This window comes from Pseudarthrobacter polychromogenes (assembly GCF_014644495.1).
In the GTDB taxonomy this organism is placed as follows: domain Bacteria; phylum Actinomycetota; class Actinomycetes; order Actinomycetales; family Micrococcaceae; genus Arthrobacter; species Arthrobacter polychromogenes.
Genome location: NZ_BMKU01000003.1, coordinates 262,848 through 281,042 on the forward strand (window position 1 = coordinate 262,848; position 18,195 = coordinate 281,042).

18 protein-coding genes are annotated in these 18,195 nt (G+C 60.8%); 4 read left to right on the top strand and 14 right to left on the bottom strand.

Going from position 1 to position 18,195, the window contains the following annotated elements:
• Positions 1 to 7: 7 nt before the first annotated feature.
• The 9 genes from IEX43_RS06855 to IEX43_RS06895 all read right to left on the bottom strand — a co-directional run bounded on the left by IEX43_RS06855 (position 8) and on the right by IEX43_RS06895 (position 7,426).
• The gene (locus tag IEX43_RS06855; RefSeq protein ID WP_188809629.1) at positions 8 to 964 is read right to left on the bottom strand and encodes a type II secretion system F family protein; all 957 of its coding nucleotides are present in this window, start codon (positions 962 to 964) and stop codon (positions 8 to 10) included.
• Positions 961 to 2,436, bottom strand: coding sequence for a CpaF family protein (locus IEX43_RS06860; RefSeq protein ID WP_188809630.1), 1,476 nt, complete (start codon positions 2,434 to 2,436; stop codon positions 961 to 963). Before IEX43_RS06860 ends, IEX43_RS06855 begins: the two co-directional genes overlap by 4 nt.
• Positions 2,433 to 3,638 (bottom strand): AAA family ATPase, encoded by a 1,206-nt coding sequence (locus IEX43_RS06865; protein ID WP_188809631.1) that lies wholly within the window; start codon positions 3,636 to 3,638, stop codon positions 2,433 to 2,435. Before IEX43_RS06865 ends, IEX43_RS06860 begins: the two co-directional genes overlap by 4 nt.
• Complete coding sequence (gene cpaB, locus IEX43_RS06870) at positions 3,635 to 4,411, bottom strand: Flp pilus assembly protein CpaB (protein ID WP_229666345.1); 777 nt, start codon at positions 4,409 to 4,411, stop codon at positions 3,635 to 3,637. Before cpaB ends, IEX43_RS06865 begins: the two co-directional genes overlap by 4 nt.
• A gap of 21 nt (positions 4,412 to 4,432) precedes the next feature.
• Positions 4,433 to 5,452: a TadE/TadG family type IV pilus assembly protein gene (locus tag IEX43_RS06875; RefSeq protein ID WP_188809632.1), complete on the bottom strand. Its 1,020-nt coding sequence runs from the start codon at positions 5,450 to 5,452 to the stop codon at positions 4,433 to 4,435.
• Positions 5,440 to 5,832 carry a TadE/TadG family type IV pilus assembly protein gene (locus IEX43_RS06880; protein WP_188809633.1) on the bottom strand — a complete coding sequence of 131 codons (393 nt, stop codon included), beginning with the start codon at positions 5,830 to 5,832 and terminating at the stop codon, positions 5,440 to 5,442. Before IEX43_RS06880 ends, IEX43_RS06875 begins: the two co-directional genes overlap by 13 nt.
• An 81-nt stretch (positions 5,833 to 5,913) precedes the next feature.
• On the bottom strand, positions 5,914 to 6,114 hold the full coding sequence (locus tag IEX43_RS06885; RefSeq protein ID WP_188809634.1) for a Flp family type IVb pilin: 201 nt from the start codon (positions 6,112 to 6,114) through the stop codon (positions 5,914 to 5,916).
• A gap of 168 nt (positions 6,115 to 6,282) precedes the next feature.
• On the bottom strand, positions 6,283 to 6,483 hold the full coding sequence (locus tag IEX43_RS06890) for a Flp family type IVb pilin (RefSeq protein ID WP_188809635.1): 201 nt from the start codon (positions 6,481 to 6,483) through the stop codon (positions 6,283 to 6,285).
• Between the two features lie 277 nt (positions 6,484 to 6,760).
• Positions 6,761 to 7,426, bottom strand: coding sequence for a prepilin peptidase (locus IEX43_RS06895; protein ID WP_188809636.1), 666 nt, complete (start codon positions 7,424 to 7,426; stop codon positions 6,761 to 6,763).
• Between the two features lie 295 nt (positions 7,427 to 7,721).
• On the opposite strand from IEX43_RS06895, the gene rplM reads away from it, so the two are divergent.
• Together rplM and rpsI are read left to right on the top strand one after the other, a co-directional pair.
• Positions 7,722 to 8,165, top strand: coding sequence for a 50S ribosomal protein L13 (rplM, locus tag IEX43_RS06900; protein WP_015937805.1), 444 nt, complete (start codon positions 7,722 to 7,724; stop codon positions 8,163 to 8,165).
• A 38-nt stretch (positions 8,166 to 8,203) separates the two neighbouring features.
• On the top strand, positions 8,204 to 8,710 hold the full coding sequence (rpsI, locus tag IEX43_RS06905; protein ID WP_050684362.1) for a 30S ribosomal protein S9: 507 nt from the start codon (positions 8,204 to 8,206) through the stop codon (positions 8,708 to 8,710).
• 60 nt (positions 8,711 to 8,770) lie between these two features.
• Here rpsI and IEX43_RS06910 read toward each other — a convergent pair whose 3' ends face one another.
• Together IEX43_RS06910 and IEX43_RS06915 are read right to left on the bottom strand one after the other, a co-directional pair.
• Complete coding sequence (locus IEX43_RS06910) at positions 8,771 to 10,714, bottom strand: ArnT family glycosyltransferase (RefSeq protein WP_188809637.1); 1,944 nt, start codon at positions 10,712 to 10,714, stop codon at positions 8,771 to 8,773.
• A 160-nt stretch (positions 10,715 to 10,874) separates the two neighbouring features.
• Positions 10,875 to 12,119: a bifunctional glycosyltransferase family 2/GtrA family protein gene (locus tag IEX43_RS06915; RefSeq protein ID WP_188809638.1), complete on the bottom strand. Its 1,245-nt coding sequence runs from the start codon at positions 12,117 to 12,119 to the stop codon at positions 10,875 to 10,877.
• A gap of 184 nt (positions 12,120 to 12,303) precedes the next feature.
• Here IEX43_RS06915 and glmM point away from each other — a divergent pair, with 184 nt between their 5' ends.
• Positions 12,304 to 13,665, top strand: a complete 1,362-nt coding sequence (gene glmM, locus IEX43_RS06920; protein WP_188809639.1) for a phosphoglucosamine mutase — start codon at positions 12,304 to 12,306, stop codon at positions 13,663 to 13,665.
• 65 nt (positions 13,666 to 13,730) lie between these two features.
• Here glmM and mscL read toward each other — a convergent pair whose 3' ends face one another.
• The 3 genes from mscL to coaA all read right to left on the bottom strand — a co-directional run bounded on the left by mscL (position 13,731) and on the right by coaA (position 16,111).
• Positions 13,731 to 14,117, bottom strand: coding sequence for a large conductance mechanosensitive channel protein MscL (gene mscL, locus IEX43_RS06925; RefSeq protein WP_188809640.1), 387 nt, complete (start codon positions 14,115 to 14,117; stop codon positions 13,731 to 13,733).
• Positions 14,118 to 14,231: 114 nt separating this feature from the next.
• Positions 14,232 to 15,110, bottom strand: coding sequence for a M15 family metallopeptidase (locus IEX43_RS06930; protein WP_188809641.1), 879 nt, complete (start codon positions 15,108 to 15,110; stop codon positions 14,232 to 14,234).
• A 5-nt stretch (positions 15,111 to 15,115) separates the two neighbouring features.
• Positions 15,116 to 16,111 carry a type I pantothenate kinase gene (coaA, locus tag IEX43_RS06935; RefSeq protein WP_188809758.1) on the bottom strand — a complete coding sequence of 332 codons (996 nt, stop codon included), beginning with the start codon at positions 16,109 to 16,111 and terminating at the stop codon, positions 15,116 to 15,118.
• Positions 16,112 to 16,217: 106 nt separating this feature from the next.
• On the opposite strand from coaA, the gene glmS reads away from it, so the two are divergent.
• Positions 16,218 to 18,110: a glutamine--fructose-6-phosphate transaminase (isomerizing) gene (glmS, locus tag IEX43_RS06940; RefSeq protein ID WP_188809642.1), complete on the top strand. Its 1,893-nt coding sequence runs from the start codon at positions 16,218 to 16,220 to the stop codon at positions 18,108 to 18,110.
• Positions 18,111 to 18,195: the final 85 nt, after the last annotated feature.

Here is an 18,195-nt window from a genome sequence, read left to right on the forward strand (position 1 = left end):
GTGTCCCCTAGTACTTTGGCTTGATGATGCGGCTGAGCCAAAGCCCGCCGGTAGAGAGAAGTGCGATAGCGGCGGCCAGCATGACAAATCCGATGAAGGTCGTCGTGAACACCCGCGCGTACGTCGGGTTGAACGTCACCAGTCCAATGAACATCAGGATAGGCAATGCCATGAGAACCATGGCGGAGATTCTTCCTTCCGCGCTCAGGGCCCTAACCTGGCCTTTTACCTGGTTTCGGTCGCGGATCGTCTCTCCGACGTGGTCCAGTACCTCCGCCAGATCGCCACCCACTTCGCGGTGAATTTCTATGGCTTGAGCAATCCAATAGAAGTCCTCGCTGGCCGTCCTCCGCGAAACATCTGCCATGGACTCACCCAGATCGCGGCCGATCCTGGTTTCGTTGACGATACGGCTAAGCTCTTCGGCCATTGGTCCATCGTTTTCCTGCGCGGCTGCATCGATGGCACGTAGCAAGCTGTGGCCTGCACGAAGACCGCCGGAGAACATTTGCAGCGTGTCCGGTACTTGCGAGTCGAACGTCTTTCGGCGCCTGGAGATGAGGAAGTTGAGGACAACGTAAAGGAGGATCGGAGCCATGATAAACGCGAGGATGCTTATTCCAAGGCCGCCAAGGAAGAAGCCCAGCACCGTCGCCACCAATGTGATGGCCCCCGCCATCAATAAATAATCTCCCGGATCCTTGTTCAGACCGGCCTGCTCCAGCTTTTCCCTGTTGAAGATACCGGTAGGCCGCTTCTTGAGACCCCGGTTCAGGACCCCTACGGCCTGGTTGGTCAAGCGGGACAGGCTGGAAGAGTGCTGGACAACGTCCGGGCGTCTCCGCGAGAGGGGGACGCCGGACCTCCCTCTCCACACAACTACGAATACCAGGGCCAGTGAAACGTAGACCAGGAACAGGCCAGCCATGAACATTGCAACAGGAGTGTCGACTGCCACTGTCATCGACCCCTAATCTGGTCGGCCCCAAAAATGTGGGGTGAGACGTGGATCCCTAGCTCAATAAACCGGTCTGTGAACCGTGGGCGAACGCCTGTCGGAATGGGCTTCCCCAGGAAACGTCCGCTTGCATCTACGCCGGCTGAGTAGTCAAAGACGAAAGCGTCCTGGAGGGTTACGATCTCGCCCTCCATGCCTTGAACCTCCGTGATGTGAGTGACTCGCCGGGTTCCATCACGAAGCCTGGAAATGTGGACGATGAGGTTCACGGCTGAAGCCACTTGCTCCCTTACTGCCCGAAGCGGCAGGTCCATACCGGCCATCAGAACCAGAGTCTCCAGGCGGGCGATCGCGTCCCGGGGTGAGTTGGCATGGACGGTCGACAGGGAACCGTCGTGCCCGGTGTTCATGGCCTGCAACATATCGAGACATTCACCGCCACGGACTTCGCCTACTACGATTCGGTCAGGCCGCATGCGTAGTGAGTTCCTGACGAGGTCGCGGATTGCAACCTCCCCCTTGCCCTCAATGTTTGCCGGCCGGCTCTCCAACCTGACCACATGGTCCTGCTGGAGCTGGAGCTCCACCGCGTCCTCGATGGTGACGATCCTGTCCGAAGCCGGGATAAAGGACGAAAGTGCATTAAGCAAAGTAGTTTTGCCGGTGCCCGTGCCGCCAGAAACGATGATGTTCATCCGCGCCAGCACGCAGGCCTGGAGAAGTTCTGCCATTTCAGGAGACAGGCTGCCAAACCCAATCAGCTTTTGTACTGTGAGCGCATCGCCTCCGAACTTTCGGATGGTCAATGCCGGTCCGTTGACCGCAAGCGGCGGGATGATTGCGTTGACGCGGGAGCCATCAGCCAAACGCGCATCCACCAAGGGAGAAGACTCGTCAATACGGCGTCCAACCTTGGAGACAATACGTTCGATCACCCGACGCAGTGCGTCGTCGGATGCAAACTTCGTGTCGGTGAGTGTCAGCTTGCCAGCGCGCTCCACGTAGACCTGGTCAAAACGGTTCACCATGACTTCGGAAATAGACGGATCATCCAGGAAGCGCTGGATGGGGCCGTGGCCAAGAACGTCGTCAATGATCTCCCGGATCAGCCGCTGCCGTTCGGTGGATGTGAGGGGGACCTGCTCTTCGTCGACTACGATTTTCAGCTCGTCTTTTACATATTGATGGAGCTCTGCCTCCTCAAGCGATGAGTCAGTGATGCGCGCTCCGAGTCGCTCGTAAAGCGCCTGACTAGCACGTTCCTTCAATGCGCTGAGGGCGCCGCTGGCCACAGCAGCCGTCGGGGTTAGCTCAACAACTTCGGCTATTTCCGCGGATTTCGCCTCATGTATCCGCCCAAGAGTGGCCGGTTCAAGAGTGCCCGTTGCGGACATGAACGCGTTTTGCAGCTCAGCTTCAGCTGCTGGTGCGGTTGACTCAGTACCGCGCACCTTTTCCAGCCTGCGTGAGAGGTTCACTGGACAACCGCCCTTCTGTGCAACTTCTTGTGTGGTCGTTCTTCCCAATTGGGCTTAAAGCGCTCAACGAGCTGCCGAAGGCCCTTAATGGCAGGATCCCTGGTGCCGTCCTGAAGCAGCGGTACACCCTTGTTGGTTGAGAATGGCAAGGTCCTCGAACGGGGGAGTACGACATCCACCGGCGCGCCGATGGTTGCTTCGACATCCTGAAGGGTCAGTCCGCTTCTGCGGTCAGCCATGTTGAGCACCACGTGCCGCCGTTCAGGCAGCAGGTTCAGCTCCGCAAGAATCTGGTTGCCAGTGCGGAGTCCGCGAATACTGGGAACGTCCATGCCGCAAATCCATACGGCGTCGGAGGCCATGTCCAGCGTGGCCAGAACGTGCTCCCCGAGTCCAGGTGCAGTGTCAACGACCACGTACTGGAATTCCTGGCGCAGCTGGGACAGTAGATGACTGACATTTTCTCCGCTGATCCTGTCCATTTCGACCGGGTTCTTTGGCGCGCACAGCGCGTAGATTCCCCCTGGATGAACTGTCAGGTAGGTCTTTAGAACCATGGAATCCTGGCTGGCAGCGCCCACAACAGCATCCGTAATGGTGTGCTCAGGCTCCAGCATGAGCCCGCTCGCAACGTCGCCAAACTGGAGGTCGAGGTCGACGATGACTACACCCATTGGTGCAACCTTCCCCAGTCCTATCGCAATGTTCGTTGCCACGGTTGTTTTGCCAACGCCTCCTTTGGGAGAGATGACGGCGATAATGCGCCCGCCGGCGGAGTGTTCGTGGTGCTCGGAGCTGCTTGGTGCCAGGCCCCGCCTGCGGCCGGCTGAGGCCAGACTGGCTCGTTCCACGATGACCCGGATGTGGTCCACTTCGGCCGTCGGATCCAGAAGGTCGCGAACGCCCGCCCGCATGGCCTGAATCGCGACTTCTGATGACTCTCCAGCGACCAGGATCATGCTGATCTCCGGATACTGCAAGTCCATGACAGCGGCGAACTTCAGGGCGTCGTCCGCCGGTAGGCCCGGACCGAGGATGAATACCTCGGGAGGTTCCCCCAGCAGCTGCCTGAGAACTTCTTCAGGGCCCTGCGGGAGGTAGTCGGCTTGGAAGTACTGGAGCGAGCCAGGCATGCCGACTGTTGCCATCCGAACCCGGCGTTCAAAATCCGTATTTGCGGTTATGAGTACAAAGCGGCTCATCGGAATACCTTCGTCTTGTCCACGACACCGGTGTTACCCTCGGTGGCTTCGGCTGGTTCCTTGGAAAGGTAGATCCTGCCGAATTCGGCAGCGTATACGAGGCGCTCGGCTTCTACGGAGTTGCGGGCAACAGTGATGAGGTACGTGCCGTCACTCTGATTCTCGCTGGAGCTGAGGGCGCCGTCAGATTCCCCTTCTTTTGCTGCATCAGGCTGAGCTGGGCTCCCGTTGCTGAACTGGGCGGCGGTGACGAGCACTTTATGGAAAGTCAGCTGGGTACCAGCTGACTCAGTGGCACTCTCGCCGTCTCCGGTTGAGTCCGTCAGGGAAATGAAGACACCGACGGTGTCGCCGGCCGTTATCTTTCCGCCCACTACCCGTTCAATCGGCAGTTTGAGCGAGATCTCCTGCATACCTTCGGGTACGGCAACCCTGGACGGTCCCAGGAAAGATTCCGGCTCTACCAACCGGCTGGACAACAGCTGCTCTCCGGGGACCAGGGACACACCTGTTACTTTCGAGCCCAGTTCCGCAAGATCGGTAACGCTGTCTCCAGTAACTGCTGACTTAGGCAGCGGCTTCTTTACGACCGCCCCGCCTATTTCACTTGCCGGAGTTCCTGCAGCTATGTCGGCTTGAACGACGAAGACTTCTTGGGTCTCGGTGCCAGCCATGGCACGGGCGTCCGCGGATTGTACGTAGGTAATAAGAAGGACTGTGCCGGTTATTGCGATAACTAGCGCGGCGATGCCTCCCAGTAGGCGTGCTTTCACTGTCTTCCCCTTTGATGATTCTTACTTGATCAGCCCAAGGACAACGACGTTGCCCGTGGGGGTGGTGGTGCCTCCGGTGAAGAGGGCCGGATCGGCGGAGTAGCCGACGAAAGTCCCATAGAGACCTTTCTCGCTTCCACCGAATACGTTGGTCGGGTCGTATTTCGCTTGACCAGAAAAGTTCCAGGCCTGGATTTTGAATCCCGCCCACTTCTCAATGAAGTACTGAACGGAGCTTCCGTTGCAGGTGCCGAACTGCGCTGCGGGCATTCCATCGCAGGTGTACTTGTAAACGGGTAGTGCCACGGTCGAATTTGCCAGAGAGGGATTCAGGGACGGGTTGAAGAGATCTATGCAGCCGTTGGGAACAGCAGCTCCAGCGCTCGTCTCGCTCCACTCGCCGACTTCCGCAGTGACATTGCATCCCGTGGAGCCGTCAGGTTTGAGCCATGCGAAACCGCCGGGAATGATCTGGTTCGACGGGTTGAGCCCATTGCAGTCCTGGGCTCCGCTGCCGCCGCCTTGGGTGAGAATTTTGTGGGGGAGTCCGTCCTCCTTGAACTCGCATGGGGCGAACGTTATGGGTAGGACGGTGACACCCTTTGTGGGGTAGAGCCACTTGGCCGTTGCGGTCGCACCGACTGTAACGGGAGGTGCGTTCAACGCGCTGGCAAACATCTTGCTGAGGAAGCCGGCGCCTGTGTTTCCGTTCTTCGTCGAAGTAGTTACGGTAACCTGGCCGGCAACTGAAAGGTCAACGGACTGAACCGTGGTCTTGTTGTCGTTAGAGTTGCTGTCGGCCAAGGCCTCCGCAACTGCATTGGCGTCAGCTTGCGTGCAGCCACCGGCTACAGAGCAGATATCCACGCCTGCAAGGGCCCCCGCGTCCGCTGCGTTCTGCAACTGCGCCCGTTCGGCGTATATCTGCCCCGTGTCGACAGCCAGGGCGCCGGCGCCGATGAGTACCACCATCATCGCCGCCACCATGACTCCGGCAGCTCCACGCTCTTTGTGATCGGAATCTTTAGCTATCCATTGCATCGCATCGCTCCTACTCCGGTGAGGGTTACTGAGCTGCCAAAGAGTCCCGTTAAGGTGGCAGCCGGGTAACTGATAGTCACCTTGGCTGTGGCATTGGGAGTGCAGGTTGCGGGACTGAAGGAGTACGCGAACGCTGAGGAGTTGATTCCCGGCGCCCCATCAGCGGCTGCCGCTTTGGCATCGGATTGACTGTTCTTAATGGCCATCGTGCGGGCAGCCTCACGCGCTGCTTGGGTAACTGAGATTTGAGCGTTGTAGGCATTGGCAAACTCGACGATGCCGGTGACGAGGGCCAGCAACACGGGGGCCACCAGTGCGAACTCCACGGCAATGGCACCACGACTCTTGTGCTCCCTATTTTCTTTGCGGGTCTTCTTCAACGGATCCCCCGAGGATTTATCGGATCGACAGGAGTGTGCCGCTTCCACTGCAGGTGGGGCGGCACACTCCTCGGATGCGGGTTACCAGCCGCCGACAGTGGTGCCGAGATTGGTGAACCAGGTATTGAGTGCACCGCCAAACGCGGTAACGCCGACAATGATGAGCAGAGCGATAAACGCAACCAAGAGCGAGTACTCGGTGGCGGTGGCGCCCTTTTCTGTAGCGAATCGTTCTCTGATACCAGCAACATAGGCGAGTATTGAGACCATAGATGGAGTCATTTCTGTTCCTTTGTCAGCGATCTGCCGTCGCAGTAGCGGCGACTGATCTCCCCAATCGATTTGTTGGTTGAAGCCTTAGACGGATGACCCGTGTAAACCGCCGGTGGATGCAGGTGCGCCACGTCACAGGAACCCGCTGGTCGTGGCGCACCTGCATCGGGGCAGGGTCTACCAACCGCCGACCCGAGTGCCGAGGTTGGTGAACCAGGTGTTCAGCGCGCCGCCGAAGGCAGTAACGCCGACGATGATGAGCAAGGCGATGAATGCGACCAGCAGCGAGTACTCCGTGGCCGTTGCGCCCTTTTCGGATTCGAACCGATCCTTGATGCCGGCGACGAGAGCCATCATCGAGACCATAAGTGCAGTCATTGTAATTTCCTTTAATTCGGTGAAATGGATTTAGTTAATTTCAACGAATTTCCAGCTGCCCCCATAATTCCTTAGCGGCTGGACTTCGCTAAGAAAAGATTGTCAGTGAGGGGCATGGGCAACAATGCGTAGTTGTACTCGAATTTTCGAGGAGACGTGAAAAGTACGTACTTGAAAACACCGGGTAGTACTCAGGGGGTCAGGCGAGTACGCGGCGTACTACTTGGTTGGCCTGTCACGAGCCCAAATAGGTGGTGCCGGGTTTTGCCAAGTGCGGCTAGGCGGAAAGTAGCGCCATTGCTGCTGTGGCAGCGATCATTGAAGGCCCATGAGGTACTTCTGCGGCTTGTTTTCGCCCTTTTCGACCCAAGTAGAACAAGGTGACCACTCCGTTGAGAAGAAAGCCGAGCAAGCCCCCATATAGCAACTGGCTCCACCCTAGGTACCCGAGGTACAGGCCGACAGGAGCGGCGAGCTTTACGTCGCCCATTCCGATGGCGCCCGGGGAAATAAGGCCCAAAATGAGGTAGCCAACGAACAGAATCAGGGCTCCGAGCGCCCCACGAAGCAGGTCATCGGCCTGCATATTAAGCAGCCCTGGCATCAGCAAGAGAAAGAAGCCGCCGGCAAGCAGTATTAGTACGAGCGGGTTGGGCAGCAAATGCAGGGCGATGTCGATCCGCGACAGCTGCACGCCGAGAATTGCCAGGAACAGGAAAGCCGGCAGGGCAAACCCCAAGCCGAACCGCAAACTAAAGGCGACGCAAAGAACGGCCGTAATTGCCGCCGTCGAAATTCTGACAGGGACAGTAGGAAGGCCGCCCAGCCGGGGAAGTCGCTTGGCGATGAGGCTCTCGGCAAGGGGGGAGAGAACTAGCCCTAAGAGGGCGGCTGCGGCGACCAGCAGCCACGCGATGGAACCGTCTATACCCGATGCAACCACGCGACCCCCCCTGCGTCTGTCAGGCCAGGAGCGCTTGGGCAACCTCCGGCTACCCCATTTTGACCCTGAACCCCTTAACGCGCTAATCTTGGGAGTCGTTGTGCGTGTCCTATTCCGATGGTGCGTGCCCGCTTGAGAATCCGGTTGCAGGATAACTACTCAACGTGCACATTCGGAACCACAGGATGACTGGTTACATAGAGCCCTCACCTCTGTTCCGGTAGCGCGCAGATAGTAGGTGCACGAGCTAGTGACACCTAAAAAAGAACGCCAGAACAAGAACGAGGCAAACACCGTGCGTACGTACACCCCGAAGCCCGGCGATATCAACCGCCAGTGGCACGTCATTGACGCCACAGACGTTGTCCTTGGTCGTCTCGCGAGCCAGACCGCAATCCTGCTGCGCGGCAAGCACAAGGCCACCTTTGCGTCCCACATGGACATGGGCGACTTCGTCATCATCATCAACGCTGAAAAGGTTGCCCTCACCGGCGCCAAGCTGGAGCAGAAGCGCGCATACCGCCACTCCGGCTACCCGGGCGGCCTGACCTCCGTCAACTACGCGGAACTCCTGGAATCCAACCCGGTCCGCGCCGTTGAGAAGGCCATCAAGGGCATGCTCCCCAAGAACTCCCTCGCTGCACAGCAGCTGGGCAAGCTGAAGGTTTACCGCGGTGCTGAGCACCCGCACGCCGCCCAGCAGCCCAAGACTTTCGAAATCACCCAGGTCGCCCAGTAGTCCTGGCCACCAAACAACTTATCTATACAAGGAGAACCGTGGCTCAGAACGAAGAGACCACCGAAGCCGTTGAGGCTGAGGAAACCCTGACCAGCTACACCTCTGAAAGCTCAGCTGCTGACGCCGCTGCGCCGAAGAAGGAGCGCCCGGCCCTGACCGTTGCCGGCGCAGCTGTTGGCCGCCGCAAGGAAGCCGTTGCACGCGTCCGCGTTGTGCCCGGCTCCGGCAAATGGACCATCAACGGCCGTGCGCTGGACAACTACTTCCCGAACAAGCTGCACCAGCAGGACGTCAACGAGCCCTTCAAGATCCTTGATCTCGAAGGCGCCTACGACGTCATCGCCCGCATCCACGGCGGCGGCATCTCCGGCCAGGCCGGTGCACTGCGCCTCGGCATCGCCCGTTCGCTGAACGAGATCGACGTCGAGAACAACCGCGCCACCCTGAAGAAGGCCGGTTACCTGTCTCGCGACGCCCGCGTTATCGAGCGCAAGAAGGCCGGCCTCAAGAAGGCCCGCAAGGCTCAGCAGTACTCCAAGCGCTAAATCCGCTTACACAGAAGCCCGTCCCGCCGCATGGTGGGGCGGGCTTCTGTTTTCGGTTGTTTAGTTTGTCGTCAGCCGGTACACCGTCGTGTTGTCGAGCACTTCTGAGGAGAAATTCTCCTCAACCCAGCTTGAGATTGCCGTTGACTCGCTGTCGGTTGCCTGTACTTCGAGGAAGGCCTCCTGCTGAATGAAGAAACAGATCTCTCCAGCCCCTACTTTCTCTTTGAAGCTCTCCAAAGTGGGGGTGGGGTCGCTCCCAGAAAAGCCTCCCAGCGGCATGACGGCGCGACTAGATTCCAGCTGGAGTCTAGCTGCCGTTTGACTGGCGTAAGTAGCCGCTGCCCAAGTGCAGTCACTGGTGCTGGCTAAAGTCTCAACGACCTTGGGGTCAGGGGTGCGACCGAAAGCAATGTCATGTCCCCAGGCGAGTTCTCCTTTTCGTAGCGAAGCCATTAGGTGGCTGATGCTCGCGGGATTCTTGGAGAGCACTCCCGAAAGCGGATTTGACCCATTGAAACCAACAGTCACGTTGGTAACAGACGTGATGACGGGGCCAATCAACATCGCTATAGCAAGAAGCGCCGCGGCGCCGCGCTCGATTCTGATTGCCGGGGGTTTGACGACGAGTACCGCAACTGCAGCGAGTCCAACGCCAAGGACAATTGGTGGTATCCAATTTGGCCACTCGGCGCTTCCAAGCACCAGCCAGGCTGTTAGCAGGGCAACGATAGCTATGACAGCCCCACCAAGACGAGTAAGCAACGAATTCCGCTTGGCGATTAGGGTGTTTAGCGTAAGCCCCAGTACCAAGGCCAATGGCGGTCCCAAGGCCGCGGTGTAATAGGTGTGGATCTGCTCTCCCATAAAGCTCAGCAGAAAAAATGCTGTGAAAAGCCAAGCTCCTGACAGTAAGGCCAGAGGGCGAATAGTCCCGGACCGGGAGAGACTCCTCCAGTGAATTGCCAATAAACCGATACCGAGCAGCGCGCTAATCAATAGCCAGGATGCCTCCTGATTGTAATTTGCGTTCAGCAGTCTCAAGAGTCCTGCATCGCTGTCGACGGTGCGGAAGCGGGCCGGGACCTGCATGGCTTCGGGCATCGCGCCGTTGCTGATAATTCGATCAACACCGTTGTAGGCAAACGTAAGTTGTAGAACACTGTTGGAGGGCGAACCTCCCACATACGGTCTGTGATCACCGGGAATCAGGTCCACCGTCGTCATCCAAAGACCCCCAGTGACCAGCAGTGCGGTGATACCGCCGACTGTCGTTGCTAGCCGTTTCGGCCACGCTTGTGGGCTGAACAGGACGAAGGCCAGGCCAAGGGCCGGTACATTTAGTAGTCCCTGCAACTGCTTGGTCATGAAGGCTAAACCTAATAAGGCGCCCGCCATAATGAAGAAGCGCCCACGTCCGGTTTCAATGCTGCGGAGCACGCACCACGCAGCGGCCACCATTAGCAGCAACAGTAGCGGGTCGGGGTTGTTGTACCGGGACATCAGCGTGACGATTGGAGTGGTGAAGTAGACCACTGCGCCGAAGAGTGCAGCCATGCTGGAGACACAGCGTTTCAAGATTAGGTAGACGAGTAGAGTCGTTAGGACCCCCATAAACACCTGAGGAATCAGCATGGCTGTGGGATTGAAACCCAGCAAGCGGACAGAAAGTCCCATGATCCAAAGGCTGAGGGGCGGCTTGTCCACCGTAATCGAGTTGCCCCAGTCTGAAGAACCGAAGAAGAACGCTTTGGCGTCAATCGCGCCGGCTTGCACGGCGGCGCTGTAGAAGTAGTTGGCCCATCCATTAATGCTCAAATTCCAGCTGTATAGAACTGCATTGAACGCCAGGAGAAAAACTAGGGCGGGGCGCTCCCATGAGGGGTCCTGGGCGGGGCCGCGCCAGAATCGTTGGAGTTCAGCGGTCAACCGGAAACCCCAACGGCTCTTCCAACGCGGCGTAATATCTCCCGGCTTTGGTCCGGAAATCGTTGAAATGGACAACGTCGATTGCCTTCTTCCTCAGTTGATCGAGCTGGTGGGGGAGCCGTATATAAACGAACGGAAGTCTTGTGCTTCACCAGTTGCGGGTATTTGGAAAGGTCGCCTTACGGCTGCACCTGAACGCCACCGTTGGAACCAGGGCCTAGGCCAAGCAGTCAGTTCAGAGAATGCGACCGCTTGGTGCCAAGGTTGAAGCAACGGAGACCTTGAGGCGCTCGTCGCTACGCCTCACCCGGAACACCCAGAGCCGGAGGAGGACAAACCGCATCAGAGTGGCAAAGATATTGGCGGCTGTCAGCGTCAAAAGTTCCAGATTTGGGGCCGCGTCAGGGCTCGCTGCATGGAGAATCAGCAACGACGAGGACGTTATGGTCCAAGCGAGTAGAAAAACAATAAAGCCCTGAAACTGTTGTGTGAACAACTTCGCGGGACCACTGATCCCGAAGGTGAACCTGCGGTTAGCGGCAGTATTGCCGACAGCCGTCAGAAGGAGGGCCAGGAAGTTTGCCTCCTGCGCCCCGAAAGGACCCTGGAGAACGAGGTAAAGCAAGGCGAAAGTAAGCGTGGAGACAGCCCCCACCAGTCCAAAACGAAGAACCTGGCCAAAGAAGCTGGGTCGGCCCGACGGCACTATTGGACGGCGACCCAATTCGGCGTATATCGCCGCTACCGGAATTACCCCTTTCACCAGGGAACCGGCGACACGCACCATGCCCCGCAAATCGTCGAGAGCGGTCTGCTTAATGTCAACACGGCTGTCCGGGTCATCCACCCAATCGACAGGAATTTCATGTATGCGCAGTCCAGAGCGCTCGGCGATGATCAGGAGCTCAGTGTCGAAGAACCACCCGTTGTCCTCCACATGGGGGAGGAGGCGCTTCGCAACGTCTGCGCGGATCGCTTTGAAGCCGCACTGGGCATCCGAGAAACGCACCTGCATGGTCCGCCGGAGAAGGAAGTTGTAGGACCTTGAAATGAATTCGCGTTTGGGACCCCTGCTTACACGGGAACTTTGGCCCAGACGAGTGCCAATAGAAATGTCGGAATGCCCGGACAACAACGGAGCGACCAAGGGCAGCAGCGCGGCCAGATCTGTGGAAAGGTCCACGTCCAGATAAGCGAGGACCTTCGCGTCGGAAGCGCCCCAGGCATCCCTCAGGGCGTATCCGCGCCCTTTGACGTCAAGGCGGCGATACTCAACATTCGGCATGTGCTCGCTGAGTCGAGCGGCAATCACCGGAGTCCGATCGGTGCTTGCATTATCGGCGATGGTTATTTTCCACGTCGACGGCATTTCGTGCGTCAAGTATTCGGCGAGCCTTGTGATGCTGTTTTCGAGTACCGCTTCCTCGTTAAAGACCGGTACAACAATTTCGAGCGCCAAGCCCCCATAGCTAGGTGTCATGCATTGGATCGTAGGGGTGCCGAAATAGCCATGGCGAGGCTTTTGGGGAAAGACAGGTAACAACGAAAAGAACCAAGTAGTCCCAGTAATTGCCCTTGCTGGAACGCAGGTACTCACCAAGTAGAAGCAGTCTGGACTGCCGGGCTACGCAGGTGCTGCGCTGCCCATCCTCTAGACTTGACCGGTGTCTAGATTATTTGGAACTGATGGTGTCCGGGGCCTGGCGAACGGTCTGTTGACTGCAGAGCTGGCGATGCAACTGGCCCAGGCGGCCGCCGTCGTGCTTGGCCACGACCGCAACTCCAATGGAACGCGGCCGCGCGCCGTGGTGGCCCGCGACCCGCGTGCCAGCGGCGAGTTCATCGCTGCCGCGGTGGAGGCCGGGCTCTCCAGCTCAGGCATTGACGTGTACGACGCCGGCGTCCTCCCCACGCCCGCGGCGGCCTACCTGGTTGCTGACCTGGACGCGGACTTCGGCGTGATGATCTCCGCCTCCCACAACCCTGCACCGGACAACGGCATCAAGTTCTTCGCCCGCGGCGGCCAGAAACTTCCTGACGACGTCGAGGACGCCATCGAGGCCCAGATGTCCAAGGAGGCGGTGCGCCCGGTCGGCGCGGACGTGGGCCGCATCCAGCGCTTCTCCGACGCCGAGGACCGCTACATCGTCCACCTTCTGGGCACCCTCCCGCACAACCTGGAGGGCATCAAAGTGGTCCTGGACTGCGCCCACGGCGCCGCCAGCGGCTGCTCACCCCAGGTGTTCAAGGACGCCGGCGCGCAGGTGGTCCTCATCGGGGCTGAACCGGACGGCCACAACATCAACGACGGCGTCGGCTCCACCCACCTTGGCCCGCTCAAGGAAGCTGTGCTTAAGTACGGCGCCAACCTGGGAATCGCCCACGACGGCGACGCCGACCGTTGCCTTGCCGTCGACCACGAGGGCAACGTAGTGGACGGCGACCAGATCATGGCCATCCTCGCCGTGGCGCTCAAAGAGTCCGGAAAGCTCAAGGACGACGTCCTGGTGGCCACCGTCATGAGCAACCTCGGCCTCAAGATCGCCCTCCGCCAGGCCGGCATCAGCATCCGCGAAACGGCAGTGGGGGACCGCTACGTCCTGGAAGAAATGCGCGACGGCGGCTTCAACCTTGGCGGCGAGCAGTCCGGCCACGTGATCTTCGCTGACTATGCCACCACCGGCGACGGCGTCCTCACCGGGCTGCAGCTCGCTGCCCAGATCGCACTGACCGGGAAACCGCTGAAGGAACTCGCCACGGTGATGACCAAGCTTCCCCAGGTCCTCATCAACGTCAAGGGCGTGGACCGCACCAGGGTGGGCAGCAACGAGGTCCTCGCCCAGGCTGTGGCGGCAGCGGAAGCCGCGCTTGGCGATACCGGCCGTGTCCTGCTCCGCCCCTCCGGTACGGAACCCGTAGTGCGCGTGATGGTGGAGGCCGCGGACGAAGAAACCGCCCACTCCATCGCTGAGCACCTGGCCCAGGTGGTCCGCGCCGAACTCGCCCTGGAACTGGTCAGCGAGTAACAGGCAGGCAAAACAGAAGCGGCCCGTTTCCGGGAAGGAAACGGGCCACTTTCGGCAATAAGAGCTTAGGAACGGCTCTTCAGCGCATCCCGGATCTCGGTGAGCAGGGCGATCTGCGGATCTTCGTCCGCCTCTTCCTTTACGTCCTGGCCGATCCCCAGCCTGCGGTTGCGGCGTTCGATCATGTGGTTCATGGGCATGATGACCACGAAGTAGATCGCGGCGGCGATCAGCACAAACGAGATGATGGACGAGATGACCTGCCCATACAGGAACCCCTCCCACTGCATCTCCTCGATGCCCTTGGCCTGGAAAAGGAGCCCGATCAGTGGTGTGAGCAGGCCCTCGACGATGGAGGTCACGACGGCGCCGAAAGCGGCACCCATCACGACGGCGACGGCAAGGTCTACGACGTTGCCCTTCATGATGAAATTCTTGAATCCTGTCAACATACGGACCAATCTAGCGCACCCATGTGAGCCGCACATGAAAGCAAAGTAAATTACTTGCCCGTGTCGGGAACTAAGCCGGTCTGCCGATCGTACCGCCGGGGCGTCCGCACATCCCTACGGATACCCCGGAGCCGCCGCCACGCCGAAGTACTCCTCCAAGGTGAATATCCCGCGGTTCATCATGTCCGTGGCCGCCTCCACTCCGATGTACCGCAGGTGCCATGGCTCGTAGTAGTACCCCGTGATGGGGTGGAACATCCACGGGTACCGCACCACAAACCCGAACCGGTGCCCATTCGCCTTGGCCCAGACGGCCGCGGGCTGGTCCGCGAAGCACGGCTGGAAGCCGCAGACGCCGTTGCCGTCGGCGATGTCGAACGCCCAGCCGGTCTGGTGCTCCGAGTAGCCGGGCCTGGCGCTTGCTGTGTCCGCATCGGCCTGGCCGCGGGAGGCCACATAGCCGTTGTACGTCGCCACCTGGGTGGCGTACGAGCGGTACCCGCTGGCCAGGACCATCGAGACGCCGTCCTGCGCGGCCGCACCGAACATCGCCTCCGCAGCAGCCGCCGTCGTGCTGTTCAACAGCGACGCCTCACCGGATGCGGTCATGGCGACGGCGGGACGTACCAGGTCGGCCGGGACGTAGTCCGCCGGCACCAGGGGGCGGTGCTTGTTCACGATCAGCCAGGGGCTGGCCGGATCAGTGAGGGAGAACTGCCGCGGAAGCGCAGCCGAGGGCGACGGCGTGGGGGACGGCGCGGCCGGTGCCGCAGCCTCAGTGGTGGGCGCCGCCGTCGTAATTTCCAGGGTGGGCGTGGCGGTTACCGCAGCCGGTGAGGAAGCGGGGGTAGGAGCCGACGACGGCGGCACGGCGCTGGGTGCCTCCGGTGTGCAGGCTGCCAGGACAGTGAGTCCGGCGCCCGCCGCGAGGAATCGCGTGAAGCTGCGCCGGCTCGCCGCCTGCCCGGAAACAGGGGAGCTGTCCTGGCACACCTGTGTTAAACCTTCCGGAGGAGCATGCGGCGGATCGAATGGTCCGCCTCCTTGGTGAGCACCAGCTGCGCACGTCCCCGGGTGGGAAGGACGTTCTCCTCAAGGTTGGGCTCGTTGATGCGCTTCCAGATGTCCCGCGCCGTAGTCTCCGCCTCGTCATCGGACAGGGTGGCGTAGCGGTGAAAGTAGGACTCCGGCTGCGCGAACGCGGTGCTCCGCAGCTTGCGGAACCGGTCCACGTACCATTCCTCGATGTAGGAGGTCTTGGCATCCACGTAGATGGAGAAGTCGAAGAAGTCGCTCAGCGCCAGGCCCTGCCGCCCGTCGTGCCGCGGACGCGCCGGAGCCAGGACGTTCAGGCCCTCCACGATCAAAACGTCAGGCCGGCGGACCACCACTTCCTTGCCTGGAACGATGTCATACGTCACATGCGAGTACCAGGGGGCGCGCACTTCCTCGGCGCCGCTCTTGATCTCGCTCACGAAACGGAGCAGCGCCCGGCGGTCATAGGACTCCGGAAAGCCCTTGCGCTCCAGCAGCTGGCGCCGCTTGAGCTCAGCCAGGGGATAGAGGAAGCCGTCCGTGGTGATGAGTTCCACATTGGGGGTGCCGGGCCAGCGCCGCAGCATTTCACGGAGCACGCGGGCAATGGTGGACTTGCCCACGGCTACAGACCCCGCCACGCCGATCACGAACGGCGTGCGCTGGGTGTGTTCACCCAGGAACGTGGTGGTGGCGGCGTGCAGCTGCCCGGCGGCCTCCACATACAGGTGCAGGAGCCTGGAGAGCGGAAGGTAGACCTCGCGGATCTCCCTCATGTCCAGGGGGTCCCCGAGGCCACGGAGACGGATGATGTCCTCTTGGTTGAGAGGCTGCTCCATCTCATCTGCGAGCCTGGACCAGGTCTGCCGGTCCAGCTCAACGAACGGGGAGACACCCTCCCCGTTCGCCTCGTTGCGTTGCAAAGTCACTCTAGAGATTCTGCCCCGCGGCCGGCACATAGCGAAATGGAGCACGGCCTGCGCGCGGCGGCAGCCGCAATATTCTGCTCCTGCGGGGGCCCTGCCGGTTTAGATCTGGGGTGCCCCTGCCGATAGTCTTGAGGCTATGTGTGGAATCGTGGGATATGTGGGCCGTTCAGTCGACGGCGGAATTGCCGGTCACAGCGCGCTGGATGTTGTTCTTGAGGGACTGCGCCGCCTGGAGTACCGGGGCTACGACTCCGCCGGGGTCGCCGTGGTGTCCAAGGGTGCGATCGAGTCGCGGAAGAAGTCGGGGAAGCTGAGCAACCTGATTGCCGAGCTGGAGGCGCATCCTTTGCCGGAGACGGTGACGGGGATCGGCCATACCCGGTGGGCAACGCATGGCGGGCCGACGGACCGTAACGCGCACCCGCACCTGGCCGACGGCGGCAAGCTCGCGGTGATCCACAACGGCATCATTGAAAACTTTGCCGAGCTCAAGCTTGAGCTGCTGGACAAGGGCGTGACCTTCCTGTCCGAGACGGACACCGAGGTGGCCGCGGCGCTGCTGGCGGACATTTACCGGAACAAGCTCGCCGGGGACACCTCCGGCGGCCGCCTGACCCGGGCGATGGAACTGGCCTGCCAGCGGCTGGAGGGCGCCTTCACGCTCCTGGCCGTCCACGCCGACCAGCCCGACGTTGTGGTGGCCGCCCGCCGCAACTCACCCCTGGTGGTGGGCCTGGGCGAGGGCGAGAACTTCCTGGGCTCGGACGTGTCCGGGTTCATCGACTACACCCGCCGTGCTGTGGAGCTGGGGCAGGACCAGATCGTCACCATCACCGCGGACACCGTGGAGATCACCGACTTCTTCGGCAACCCGGCCGCGGGCAAGGAATACCACGTGGACTGGGACCCGGCCTCGGCGGAAAAGGGCGGCTTCAGCTCGTTCATGGAGAAGGAAATCCATGACCAGCCTGATGCCGTGGCGCAGACCCTGCTGGGCCGCTCCGACATCAACGGCAAACTGACTCTGGACGAGCTCCGGATCGATCCTGAGCTGTTGAAGCAGGTCAACAAGATTATTGTGCTGGCCTGCGGCACCGCCGCGTATGCGGGCATGGTGGCGAAGTACGCGATCGAGAACTGGTGCCGGATCCCCACCGAGGTGGAGCTCGCGCACGAGTTCCGCTACCGGGACCCGATCCTGGATGCGAACACCCTGGTGGTGTCCATCAGCCAGTCCGGGGAGACCATGGACACCCTGATGGCTGTCCGCTACGCCCGGGAACAGGGCGCCAAGACCATCTCCATCTGCAACACCAACGGCTCCACCATCCCGCGCGAGTCCGACGCCGTGCTGTACACCCACGCGGGCCCGGAGATCGCGGTGGCCTCCACCAAGGCGTTCCTGGCGCAGATCACCGCCGCGTACCTGCTGGGCCTGTATTTGGCACAGCTGCGCGGAAACATCTTCTCGGGCCAGATCAAGGACGTCCTCGCGGACCTGAACAAGATCCCGGCGAAGATCCAGAAAATCCTGGACAACGCCGGACCCTTGCGGGAACTGGCCCGCAGCATGGCGAATGAGAAGTCGGTGCTGTTCCTGGGCCGCCACGTGGGATTCCCGGTGGCGCTGGAGGGCGCGCTGAAGCTGAAGGAAATCGCGTACATCCACGCCGAGGGTTTCGCTGCCGGCGAGCTCAAGCACGGCCCCATCGCCCTGATCGATGACGGCCAGCCGGTGTTCGTGGTGGTCCCGTCCCCGCGCGGCCGCGATTCCCTGCACGCCAAGGTGGTCTCCAACATCCAGGAAGTCCGCGCCCGCGGCGCCCGGACCCTGGTCATCGCCGAGGAAGGCGACGAAGCCGTGAAGGCCTACGCCGAGTACGTCTTCTACGTCCCCGAAACCCCCACGCTGCTCATGCCCCTGCTGACCACCGTCCCGCTGCAGATCTTCGCCGCGGAATTGGCCCAGGCCAAGGGCTACGACGTGGACCAGCCCCGCAACCTCGCCAAGAGCGTCACGGTCGAGTAGCGGACTCCGGTACTGATTCAGGAAGCCTTGGGCCCGGCGCCCAGGGCTTCCTTCGTCTCCGCCGGCTGCCACGCGCGTGCTGCGC